Here is an 11768-nt window from a genome sequence, read left to right as displayed (position 1 = left end):
CATGCGGACGACACGCCGCTGCCAGTGCTGGCGCCCGGCAACGGCCGCACGAAGACAGGACGTCTGTGGGTCTACGTGCGTGATGATCGGCCAAGTGCCTCCGAAGCGCCGGCGGCGGTCTGGTTCGCCTACACACCCGATCGACGGGGTGAGCATCCACAGCAGCACCTTGCAGACTTCGCCGGCGTGCTGCAAGCCGATGCGTTTGCCGGCTATGCCGAACTGTATCGCGGCGGCACCATCCAGGAAGCCGCCTGCATGGCCCACGCTCGCCGAAAGATCCATGATCTACATGCCGTCCGTCCCAATGCGATAACGGAGGAAGCGCTGCACCGGATCGGCGCGCTCTACAAGATCGAGGAGCAGATCCGTGGCAAACCACCTGATGAGCGGCGCAGTGTGCGCCAGACGCGAGCAGTGCCGCTGCTCGACGACATGAAACGCTGGTTCGAGGCAACGCTCGCCACGCTCTCTGCAAAATCCGACACGACCAAGGCGATTCAGTACGCGCTGAATCGCTGGCCGGCGCTCATCTACTACTGCAGCGACGGGCGTGCGGAAATCGACAACCTGATCGCCGAGCGAGCACTGCGCGGCGTTGCCCTCGGCAGACGGAATTACTTGTTCGCCGGCGCCGACTCCGGTGGCGAACGTGCCGCCGCGATGTATAGCCTGATTGGCACGGCGCGCTTGAACGGCCTCGATCCCGAGGTGTATCTCGCCTACGTGCTCGAGCGCATCGCTGACCATCCGATCAACCGCATCGACGAGTTGTTACCGTGGAACGTGGCGTCGTCGTTGCCCTCTACTGCCCGCGTCGAGCCTATCCGATAGCATCGCGCTGCCGTCGTCAACGATCTACGCTACGGTGCTGGTCGAGTGCTTACGCTGGCATCAGCGGCACGCCTAAGGCAGATACGTGTGGAGTTTTTCCGCGAGGCCGCAGAACGCGTGAACGCACGCCATACACCGAGCACTTCGCACATCGCTTCTACAGAAAATTTCCTGCGGTATGTCTTGGTGAACTTGTACGCTAGTCGTGTATTCGGATACCGTGGCGACTTCGTCATTTTCGCCACCTGAGGCATCATCCGTCAGTTGGTTATAGACTCTCCACGAAATCCTGCGAACTCCATACCGAAGATTGGCTTGATGCCGACCCTCGCCACTGGATCTTTGCGGTGAAGCTGAGGGGAACTCAATGCAGGTTGCTTGCACTCAAGTCGATCGACGATCGTTTCGGAACGATTGCTCATTTAGCCATCGTTACGCTAAGTATTCCGCGGGCAGACGTACACACGATTCAATACGGAAGGCGTGCCCAAACGTCGTCAATCCGCAGGTCGTCGACACATCCGTCTCATCGGCAGAACTGTGGTTTCTCGCGAATCAGATGGAATTCCAACGAGTAACCGTATTCGTGAGCTACGCGTATCAGGATCGTGCAAAAGTGGCCAATTGAGACGTCGTTAACCCTGAATTTCCTTAATTTTTCGATAAAGCGTAGACCGGCCAATGCCCAGAGTCTTTGCAGCTTCAGCCACATTTCCGTCGTGCTTTTCCAGTGCATCGCGAATCAAATGAGCTTCTTGCTTGCGAATCAATCCAACCGAATTTGCTGGAGCCAGGCAGGCATCGGCGTCAACAAACCCAACGCACATATGATCCAGCCCAAGCTCGATCTCGCCGTCGCACCGAACCGCCAACGCAGTCCGCAACACCATTTCGAGTTGGCGAATATTGCCTGGCCACTGGTGCTTCCGAAAAACTCTCGCTAGCTCGTCACTGATACGCACCTCCGGCGCCCCGAGCCTCTTCAATATCGACAGTACAAGCAAATCGATGTCGTGCCTCTCACGCAACGCAGGGAGACGAATCGAGAAGCCATTGACCCGATAGTAAAGGTCCTCCCGAAATATCTTGTCGCGCACAAGCGTTCTCAAGTCTCGGTGGGTCGCGCAGATCACTGCCACGTCGATATCCTGTTCGCCGCCGGGGCCCAATGGAGCAACTTTGCGTTCCTGTAGAACCCGCAATAGGCGAGCCTGCAGAGCAGTGGGCATGTCTCCGATTTCGTCTAAAAAGAGCGTCCCTCCATTCGCTTGCATCAGGCGCCCAACGGCTCCTCCCTTTCTAGCCCCGGTGAAAGCCCCCTCCCGGTAGCCGAACAGTTCCGACTCGATTAGCCCTTCGGGAATAGCAGCGCAGTTCACTGCGACGAACGACTTTCCAGCACGCGTGCTGGCATCGTGCAACCCCCTCGCAACCACCTCCTTACCCGTACCCGTCTCTCCTTGTAGCAAGACCGGCACACCGTTGTTCAAGCCCTGGCGCGCCATCTGCAATGAGCGCAGCAACTGGCGTTCTCCACCGGCAAGCGCGGCCAAAGGAGATTCGTCCTCCGCCGCTCCCGTATGTGCGTTGGCGCGCACAATTCCAGGGACAGAATACCGAGGCAATGCAAGAACCTTGAACCGAAAATCATGCTGCATGCCAGAGATCTGCAGTCCGTGAGCTTGTTCTAGGACAGTCATAAATGTCGTGCCACGCAGCTGCAACGGGTCGCCGCATTGGCGACCGACGATTTCCGACCTCTCAAGATTCAACAGCTCACATGCCTGGAAATTGGCAGCCACGATCGTACCGTCATCTGTGATGGCCAATAGACCGGACCATGCCGAATCGAGATATTGCTCGTATGGGTGTATAGCAACCAGAACATGCTCGGGGAACGTAGCAGCGAACACCCGGCGCTCGATATGTCGTGCCACCGTATTCATCAGCATAAAGGTCGTGTCTTGGAACGGAAGCGGCCCGTCACGAGTCACATCCAGCACACCGAGAATCTTGCCATACGCGTCCGCGATAGGCATCGATCTGCATGAAACGCGGTTCAAACTGTCCAGAAAGTGCTCGCCGCTATCCACAAGTACGGATCGGCCTTCGATGAGCGCCATCCCGAGAGCGTTCGTTCCTCGCAGGGATTCACTCCAGCAAGCGCCAGGACGCATGTCGCGGATTCCAATTTGCTCCTTGAATCGAACCACGTGACCATCAATTTTCAGGATCGCCGCATCGGCGTCGGTCAGAATGACAACTTCTTGTGGGGAGCAACGCTCCGCAAGAAAGCGGAGTTCAGGTGTCGCTGCATCCAGCAAAGCGCGGTTCATCTCACGCATCTCTTCCTGGCACTTCGCATCCGGAAGATCCAGCAATGAATGGTCATACCAGCGAACACCCTGGTCGATGCTTCGTCGCCAAGACGCCTCAATATCCTCCCGCAGCACGCCTTCGGGCAGCACTCCGTCTGAGCGCAACTGATCGCGCACCAGATTCGCGACTTGCAACTGGTACGAGACCGAGGTTTCGGTATGGGTAAGACCGCGGACACCTCCCACGGCTCTTAGGAGCTGAGCAGCCAATTGAAATTCCACCACCACTTAACAAGCAAAATCTGCCACGATCGGCTAGCCTCGACAACTAGGGGAACCCCCTTCAAGCCGATTGCACAATATCGCCACGCGATTGGCGACGTCAACTTGTTCAAAATTGACGCGCATCCAGTCCACGCCGAGGACGTTTCCATGAAGGCCGGCCTCGCAACGTACATTGATGCTTTGTCTCCAAGCAGCCAATGGTAGCGTTCGGTACGAGACACGCGCTCACCGAAGCACGACCACACTGAGCCCGAGAGTCATCGGTGCCACCCACGATAATCGCTCCCTATTTTGTATTTGGACGGTCTGCCGTCGCCACCGATGAGCGACCCGACGAACATGGTTGACATTTCGTACCGCTCGTTCCATAATGCCTCGCAAGGTGATAGGTAAATCGCAGTTGAAGTGGAGGTAGTCTATGGCGCGGCCGCGAGAATTCGACGCCGCAGAGGTTTTGCACCAAGCAATGGGCGTGTTCTGGCGTAAAGGCTATGAAGGCACCTCGGTTACTGATTTGGTAGCAGCGACAGGACTGGGCAAGAGCAGCTTGTACGGGGCATTTGGCGGAAAGCGCGAACTGTTTCTGGCTGCGTTCGACGCATACCGGGGTGAGCGCGCTCACGACATGCGTCGTATTTTGGAGCATGGGCCGGCTCGCCACGCCATCGAAGTTTTTTTTCGAATGATCGTCGCTGATGCCCGCGCACCGGAGTTCACACGCGGATGCATGAGCATAAATCAAGCTGTCGAGATGGCTCCGCACGATTCTGAAGTTCGAGTGCGGGTTCAACAGGATTTCCAGTGTATTGAAGACGCTCTGACACGCGCGATCGAACGCGGTCAAGCAGAAGGATCAGTGAAGAGCGCCAAGCCGGCACGTGACACAGCGAGGCTGTTGGTCGTAGCGTTCCCAGGACTCCAGGTGATGGTTCGCGCCGGTTACGATTCTGAGCGACTTGATGACGCCTTGCGGCTGCTATTCTCGAATCTCGACTGAACGTGTGCGTGCGTCTCGCACGCACTTTTTTTACTTCATTATGTAACGATCGGTACTTAACCCCCCCACGCAGAAGGAGCGTCCCCATGAAGATCCAGCAAATCCGCAATGCGACAGTCATCGTCGAAATCGCCGGCACGAGGTTCCTCGTCGATCCCGTGCTGTCCCCCAAGGACACCTACCCCGGATTCGAAGGTACGGCGAATAGCCACCTGAATTGGCCGACCGTCGAACTGCCCCTCCCTGTCGATCAGATTCTCGACGTGGACGCCATCATCGTTACCCACACCCATCTGGATCACTGGGATGACGGCGCCAAATCCTTGATCCCGAAGGACATGCCGATCTTCGTCCAGCATGAAGAGGATGCCAACATCGTGAAGGAATCGGGCTTCACCGACGTTCGTCTGATGACTGAGAGCACCGAATTCAACGGATTGACGCTCATCAAGACGCCTGGCCAACATGGATCGGACGAAGCGATTCACGCCATCGGCCATTTGCTCGGACAAGTGAGCGGTGTCGTTTTCAAGCATCCGGAAGAAAAAACTCTGTACCTTGCTGGCGACACGATTTGGAACAAGTATGTGGAAGACAACCTGAAAGCCTACAAGCCGGAGGCCATCATCCTGAACAGCGGCGATGCGCAAGTTCCCGGCTTGGGTTCGATCATCATGGGCAAGGAGGACGTCTATAAAGTCCATCAGGCCGCGCCCCAAGCTATGCTGTTCGCAACGCACATGGAAGCGGTCAATCATGCGACCTTGACCCGAAAGGAACTGCGTGAATTCTCCGCCGAAAAAGGCATGACCGGGTTTCTGCTCATCCCGGAAGACGGCGAGACCTGCACTCTCTAAAGGCTTGTCGACGCAACTCGATTCATTTCGCACGAAAGGTACAAAATCATGTCAGCCGACACAAACCAAGAAATGGGCCGCGCACTCCAAGCGGCTCTTCAAGTTGAAGCGAACAAGGACATTGTCCGGCAGTTCTACGCCGCCCTGCAGCGAGAGGACTATTCAGCGGCCGCAGCCTTGTGTCATCCGGACTTCGTTTTTTACTTGCAGGTCGATACCCCGATTCAAGGCGCGGAAGGGTTCGTCGACTCAGAAAAGAAGAACTTCGACGCTTTCAAAGGTTTCCGATTCCCGCTCGAAGCGCTGCTCGCCGAGGGTGACCAAGTTGCAGCCTATTTGACCTTCGAAGGAAAACAATCAGGTCCGATCGAAGGAGTGGAGCCGACCGGCAAGACGCTACGCTTCTCGTTGATGATGCTTCTTAGGATTGCAGACGGAAAGATCATCGAGAAGCGAGCACACTTCGATCGACTGGACATTCGTCGACAATTGGGTGCTCTGGCATAGTTCTCGTAAATTGACGCCGAGGGCTTACCCGAGAGAGCCCTGAGTTCCCGTCGTGAATTGTGGGAGCCATGATCGTTTGGAGCTAGCATGCAGCCGCGCTCGACAAGCGGCTGCATGGAGACATCGCAGTCGAAGTCGTTCAATTTCAGCCGACGGAAGATATATGAGTGGGAATACGAACAAGAAGCTTGGACTGACGACAAGCTTAGTGCACAAAGACCGACTGACTGGTATCGAATACGGTGGGCTGAGAGCGCCTATTCACACCTCGGTTCAATACGGGTTTGATCGGGTCGAGGACCTCATCGGTGTCTTTCAGGGGACGAAGAAGGGTAGTTTCAACTACGCGCGCCAAGGCACGCCCACCACTGCTGCCCTGGAAACAAAGATCACGGAACTGGAACAGGGCATTGGGACGGTGTGTTTCGGTACCGGAATGGGGGCACTCTCCGCAGTGTTCTATACGCTTCTGCGTGCGGGCGATCATCTAATCTCTAGCCGCTTCATCTTCGGGAACACCAACAGTCTGCTTGGAACCCTGCGCGGATTGGGGGTTGAGGTGACGATGGTGGACACCTCATCGGCGCAATCGGTCGCAGATGCAATGACCGAAAGAACCCGGATGGTGTTCCTCGAAACGATCGCCAATCCTGGCACGCAGATTCCAGATCTTAGGCAAATTGGCGAACTTTGTCGCGAACGTGGCATTCCATATGTCGTCGACAACACGATCACTTCGCCGGCACTCTTCACCCCCAAGGCAGTCGGAGCGAGTTTGGTCATCAATTCGCTAAGCAAAACGATTGCTGGTCATGGTGCGGCGCTGGGAGGTGCAGTCACTGATACCGGTATATTTGATTGGCAGCTCTACCCCAACATAGCCGAAGAATACCGTCGAGCGCCTGCGGCGCAACAGGGCCTGCTCCAAATTCGCAAGAAGGGCCTTCGGGACATGGGGGCGTCACTCTCCTCGGAGCAAGCGCACCAGATCTCGCTCGGCATGGAGACGTTGGAGCTCCGCGTGCAAAAATGCAGCGAGACTGCACTGCTTCTGGCCGAGTATCTTCAAGGCCATGCCGCTGTCAGGCAAGTGAGCTATCCAGGTCTCGCCGATCACCCGCAACACCACATCGCCAAGACGTTATTCAGGGCGAACTCCTGGTTGCTGTCTTTTGAGCTCACCCGTGCTGACGCGACCGTCGATTTTCTCAACTACCTTCGCATTCCAATCAAGGCAACAGGTCTTGGCGACACCAGGACACTCGTCATTCCGGTTGCGTCGACCATATTCTGGGAAGCTGGAGCGGCGATTCGTTTGTCGATGGGAATTCCCGACGGGATGATTCGAGTTTCAGTCGGAATCGAAGATGCGGAAGACTTGATCGAAGATTTCGAACGGGCACTCAAGTTTGTTGACTCACCAAAGTAGAGATTTATCGTACCGTCGTCGATCATATGATTGTTCAAATATGTTACTGCCGACGGACTCATTGCATCAACGCTTTCCGTGCGAGCCTCGCTCGAGGAGCGTTCAGGCTCGGAAAGCCAGAGTGACTTGATAGCCTTTCTGGATCACTTTCAAGTCTGCAGAGAACTACGAATTCTGACGAATGAGGTACAGCAATCATGAGGCGTTCCTTTACCACATCAGAGTTCGAGCCGTGCGATCGGCTCGCCGCTTGGGAGAAGTGGATCGCGGAACACTGCGTACCCATGTCGATGTCGATAGCGAGCGCACCACGATCCCCCTTCGAAGCACAGGTTGACATGATCGATAACGGTCAGATATGCATGGCACATCTCCAGGCGTCCGACCACATCGCGAATCACCGATACGGTCTTTCAGAAGGTAAAGATGGCGATCATGTTCTCTTGTCAGTGCAATTGAGCGGGATCAGTGTGGTGTCACAAGATGGTCGGACTGCGCAGCTCCGACCGAATGACATGGTGCTATTTGACGCCTCTCGGCCGTTCGTATGGCAATACTCTGGTCAGCAATTCACGGTGCGTTTTCGCAGGACACTCTTGTCGTCACGCGGCCCTTGCGACCGGCAACATACTGCCATCAGCGTGCCCGCACAGAGCGGCCTCGGGCGCGTCGCAGTTGAACACATCAGCGCGATGCATCGAGAGGCAATCGGCATTCAGCATTCCTCATCGATCATCGAGCATCTTTCCGGTGTTACTGCTGACCTCGTCGCGACAGCACTTTCCGAACATTTCAACACCTCTCCGGTACTCATGTCGGATGTCAGGGAAATGCATCTCCGCCACGCTCGTACCTTTATCTGCGAGAATCTTCGCGACCCTAGTTTGTGCCCTTCCCAAGTCGCATCAGCTCTCGGCATCTCTCGACGCTATCTGTACCGAATCTTCTCTACCAGCAGCGAATCCATCAGCGATATGATCCTTCATGAAAGGCTCAAAAGATGTGCAAAGTGGCTTGCTCAACCGGCTTGGCAACATCGCTCAATTACTGAAATCGCCTTGAGTTGGGGATTTAACAATACCGCACACTTTAGTCGAGTCTTTCGACATCACTTCGGCGTATCCGCACGCGAGTACCGTACACAATATTCCGACTCAATCGGCGGTGTCGCATCCTTGCAAACGGAATCGAGAAATGCCGATCTCGAGATCCAATAGTGTGAGACTGAGTAACAGCCGGCACGCAAAGCCGCTCACGACCCACAAGCCCAACGATGCATGGCGTATGCGGCGTCGGCCGGCTCACAGCATCGGCTGCAGTAGCAACGGTGGTCGACGCGCGGCAATTCAAGAACGGCCGCCGTCGCGCTTGATCGAAACGGCAAGCGTCTGTACAACAAGGCACTAGCCAGCGACGAGGCCAAGCTGCGTGCCCTCATCGCCGAACTCAAAACTCACGGTCGACTCCTATTCGTCGTCTATCAGCCCTCCACCATTGGCGCCCTTCCATTAGCCGTTGCCCACGGCGAAGGCGTACTCGTCGCCAATCTGCCTGGACTGGCCATGCGTCGCATCGCCGATCTGCAGGCAGGTGAAGCCAAGACCGACGCCCGCGATGCCGCGATCATTGTCGAAGCCGCCCGCTCGATGCCACATACGCTGCGCTCGCTTCGGCTGGCCGGCGAGCAGCTAGCCGAGTTCACCATGCTGTGCGGCTTCGACAATGATTTTGCAGCCCAAGCCACTCAAACCAGTAACCGCATTCGCGGCCTGCTCACCCAGATCCATCCAGCGCTCGAACGCGTTCTCGGACCGCGCCTCGACCATCCGGCAGTACTCGATCTGCTTGAGCGCTACCCATCCCCAAGCGCGCTCGCCGCTGCCAGCGAGAAGACGCTCGCCAACCGCCTGACCAAGCTCGCACCGCGCATGGGTAAGAACTTGGCGACCGAAATCGTTCAAGCGCTGAACGAGCAAGCCGTGATCATGCCCGGCACGCAGGCTGCCACCATCGTCATGCCCCGCTTGACCCAGCAACTCGAGGCCTTGCGCAAGCAGCGTGACGAAATCGCCGCCGAAGTCGAGCGGCTGGTGCTTGCTCACCCTCTTTGGCCGGTCGCGACCAGCATGCCGGGAGTCGGCGTCAGGACCGCCGCCAGACTCCTGACCGAAGTCGTACACAAAGCGTTCGCTTCGGCTGCTCATCTGGCCGCCTACGCTGACCTCGCGCCGGTCTCCCGGCGCTCAGACTCGTCGATCCATGGCGAACACCCCTCCAGACGGGGCAACAAGGTGATCGAGCGCGCCTTGTTCCTTTCCTCCTTCGCGGTCTTACGGGACGCAGTCTCACGGGTCTATAACTCGCGCAAGATCCAGCAAGGCAAGCGCCACAACCAAGCGCTCATCGCACTGGCACGGCGACGCTGCGACGTCCTGTTTGCCGTGCGGCGCGACGGCACCATTTACCAACCCAAGTCAACCCCTAACGCCTGACGAAACACGTAGCCCCCGGCACTCTTGCATTGACCCCGCAGCACGAGACTCCCACATTTCGCTTACCAGCCAAATACGCAACTGTCTTGCGGAAATTGATCCGTAGAGTACGTTGCTCACGGCAGCCAGATTGCTGATCGCTTTGCTTGAGCGCCTCTGAACACATCGCTCTGATGTCGCGCACAAATCAGGCTCGCTAACTCAATGGCACGAACCGTCAACGATCTGTTCCCCGACAGACAAGACGGTTTGAAATTGGCTGTCGACACTGCAATCACGGTGACGCACATCGCGGTCAACTTCAGATGCTCGCGAGCGGCAGCCGCCAGCCCAGCAACTGATCTAACCGCGCCACGCCTCCGATAGCGATAGCAAATTCCCAACCGAGGTACGGCGGCACAGACAGTACTGAGACGGAGTTAGGCAGCCTTCGGTGAAATCGCATTACCGAGTCAGAGGTCGATGTGGATTAATTCGTCGGCGCAGCACGCACGAAAATATAAGCAAAACAAGTACAAGGCCAAAAAGAGCAAAAATCCACGTCAATCAAGAAGTATTGGAGGCAAGTATGGCAAAGCGTTTCAGAGCAACTATTCCGGCAATGGCGCTCGCAATGTCGGTTTCATCGATGGCGTTCGCCCAAAGCTCGGGCAGTTTTATCGCATCATTGGGTCCAACTTGGATCGATTTTGGACGATCGCATTCCACGGAACTTCAAAGTCAGTCGCCGTACGGAACCTTCACGTCAGCAGGGACAGATGCTCAAGTACATAACGTCGTTACTCCCGAACTCACCCTCTCCTACTTCGTCACCGACAACGTCGCGCTAGAAGCGGTTCTGGGCGTGCCTCCAAAACTGAATCTCTACGCGCAAGGCAACGTAACCCCACTGGGTTCTGGCGGTCCGGTGCTTCCAATGGGTGATCTACATCCGTTCGCGACGACTCGCGCATGGGCACCGATGCTTCTTGCGAAATACTTTTTCGGCCCAGCAAACAACCGGTTTCGCCCGTTCGTCGCAGCAGGCTTAAACTACACATGGTTCTCCGCGGTCCAGTTAAACCCGAACATTGCTGGCGTGCTGACGCAGTTTGGTGGCCCAGGCGGCCATGCCGAGGCGTCGCTTAGCAACTCTTGGAATCCCGTATTTTCCGTTGGTGCGTCATATCGGATTTCGGATCGCTGGTATATGACTGCATCCGCGACCTATCTCCCGCTTGTAACGCATGCGCACTTCAATGCAGTATCACAAACGGGTCAGACGACACTGACAAACTCGAGCAAGATCACCGGTGACCCAATCGCAGTTTTCGTCGGGATTGGCTACCGCTTTTAAAGCCAAACTGGGCATCCATGCATGTGTGCGTCAATCGCTAGCGACGGCACGCTACGAATAATGCTGGGCGATTCGGACAGTGCCTCATTGATAGTTTCCCCGCCGCTGTCGGAATTCCCTGGGACTCACGCCTTCCTGGCGGCGGAAAAAGCGCGAGAAGTATGCTACTTCGGAGAACCCAAGTAGGTTGGGAATCTGCGCCACCGCCATCGCCGTATATCCGATGAATTAGGATATTGAGTTTCGAACGCCACTTCGAGCATACCCGCTAAAATCGGCACAGAGCCGCCCTCGCGCAAGGCCTGGGTGGTGCTCGCGCCAAGGGCGATCTGATAGGTGATCCACCTTCAATGCTCGGCCCGAAGCAACCCTGCCGTCGTAGTCAACACCGGGGGCCGGGAAACCATCGGTTGCACGCGGAGGTTCGGAGCCAGTCATTCAACTCGGCCTCGCACCGACTGAGCCAGCGAGTGGGGCGCCTCGGAGCACTTGTACAACTGTCCTATCGAACCCAAACGTTGACGTTCCTTGCCCCCACTCCGCAATGACTGGACAGACGGCATTGCTCAATAACCAACAATACCGGATCTAGGGAAACACTGATTAATAGGCGATCGCGCGAGGTGGTCGGCGATGTGGGCGGGGAATGGCCGGATACCGAAGCGAAGCGCCGCCCATTCGGAGAAGTTTGCCCCGAGGATGCACCTTATTTC

Annotated in this window: 9 protein-coding genes and 1 pseudogene; 8 read left to right on the top strand and 2 right to left on the bottom strand. The window is 56.5% G+C overall.

The features are described from left to right. A partial coding sequence (locus tag HWX25_RS32115; protein ID WP_175912583.1) for an IS66 family transposase occupies positions 1–834 on the top strand: 834 nt, incomplete at its 5' end. A gap of 635 nt (positions 835–1469) precedes the next feature. Here HWX25_RS32115 and HWX25_RS32110 read toward each other — a convergent pair. After that, on the bottom strand, positions 1470–3422 hold the full coding sequence (locus HWX25_RS32110) for a sigma-54-dependent Fis family transcriptional regulator (protein ID WP_230624140.1): 1953 nt from the start codon (positions 3420–3422) through the stop codon (positions 1470–1472). A gap of 433 nt (positions 3423–3855) precedes the next feature. On the opposite strand from HWX25_RS32110, the gene HWX25_RS32105 reads away from it, so the two are divergent. From HWX25_RS32105 to HWX25_RS32075, 7 genes and pseudogenes are all read left to right on the top strand, one after another. Next, a complete protein-coding gene (locus HWX25_RS32105; protein ID WP_043179577.1) occupies positions 3856–4434 on the top strand; it encodes a TetR/AcrR family transcriptional regulator in 579 nt (192 codons plus the stop codon). Between the two features lie 86 nt (positions 4435–4520). Then, positions 4521–5291 (top strand): MBL fold metallo-hydrolase, encoded by a 771-nt coding sequence (locus HWX25_RS32100; protein ID WP_175912581.1) that lies wholly within the window; start codon positions 4521–4523, stop codon positions 5289–5291. A gap of 48 nt (positions 5292–5339) precedes the next feature. After that, positions 5340–5798 (top strand): ester cyclase, encoded by a 459-nt coding sequence (locus HWX25_RS32095; protein WP_230624142.1) that lies wholly within the window; start codon positions 5340–5342, stop codon positions 5796–5798. Between the two features lie 163 nt (positions 5799–5961). Beyond that, positions 5962–7227: a cystathionine gamma-synthase family protein gene (locus HWX25_RS32090; protein ID WP_175912579.1), complete on the top strand. Its 1266-nt coding sequence runs from the start codon at positions 5962–5964 to the stop codon at positions 7225–7227. Between the two features lie 197 nt (positions 7228–7424). Then, entirely contained in the window at positions 7425–8444 is a 1020-nt protein-coding gene (locus HWX25_RS32085) for a helix-turn-helix domain-containing protein (RefSeq protein ID WP_279610153.1), read from the top strand. A gap of 141 nt (positions 8445–8585) precedes the next feature. Further along, a pseudogene (locus HWX25_RS32080) lies at positions 8586–9719 on the top strand (IS110 family transposase); the annotation flags it as partial. Positions 9720–10287: 568 nt separating this feature from the next. Beyond that, positions 10288–11055, top strand: coding sequence for an OmpW family outer membrane protein (locus HWX25_RS32075; protein WP_080741459.1), 768 nt, complete (start codon positions 10288–10290; stop codon positions 11053–11055). An 84-nt stretch (positions 11056–11139) separates the two neighbouring features. Here the strand turns inward: HWX25_RS32075 and HWX25_RS32070 are convergent, their stop codons facing one another. Continuing rightward, positions 11140–11265 carry a helix-turn-helix domain-containing protein gene (locus tag HWX25_RS32070; RefSeq protein WP_175916901.1) on the bottom strand — a complete coding sequence of 42 codons (126 nt, stop codon included), beginning with the start codon at positions 11263–11265 and terminating at the stop codon, positions 11140–11142. Between the last annotated feature and the right edge of the window lie 503 nt (positions 11266–11768).

The sequence above is a fragment of the Burkholderia sp. BCC1640 genome (genome assembly GCF_902833125.1).
GTDB classification, from domain to species: domain Bacteria; phylum Pseudomonadota; class Gammaproteobacteria; order Burkholderiales; family Burkholderiaceae; genus Burkholderia; species Burkholderia diffusa.
The sequence above is the reverse complement of the archived record's forward strand: the minus strand, read 5'-3'. Positions and strand labels throughout refer to the sequence as shown.

Excerpts from the sequence above, each read along its gene's own strand:
- HWX25_RS32105 (WP_043179577.1), top strand. The coding sequence starts at position 3,856 with ATGGCGCGGCCGCGAGAATTCGACGCCGCAGAGGTTTTGCACCAAGCA.
- HWX25_RS32100 (WP_175912581.1), top strand. The coding sequence starts at position 4,521 with ATGAAGATCCAGCAAATCCGCAATGCGACAGTCATCGTCGAAATCGCC.
- HWX25_RS32095 (WP_230624142.1), top strand. The coding sequence starts at position 5,340 with ATGTCAGCCGACACAAACCAAGAAATGGGCCGCGCACTCCAAGCGGCT.
- HWX25_RS32090 (WP_175912579.1), top strand. The coding sequence starts at position 5,962 with ATGAGTGGGAATACGAACAAGAAGCTTGGACTGACGACAAGCTTAGTG.
- HWX25_RS32085 (WP_279610153.1), top strand. The coding sequence starts at position 7,425 with ATGAGGCGTTCCTTTACCACATCAGAGTTCGAGCCGTGCGATCGGCTC.
- HWX25_RS32075 (WP_080741459.1), top strand. The coding sequence starts at position 10,288 with ATGGCAAAGCGTTTCAGAGCAACTATTCCGGCAATGGCGCTCGCAATG.
- HWX25_RS32070 (WP_175916901.1), bottom strand. The coding sequence starts at position 11,265 with ATGGCGGTGGCGCAGATTCCCAACCTACTTGGGTTCTCCGAAGTAGCA.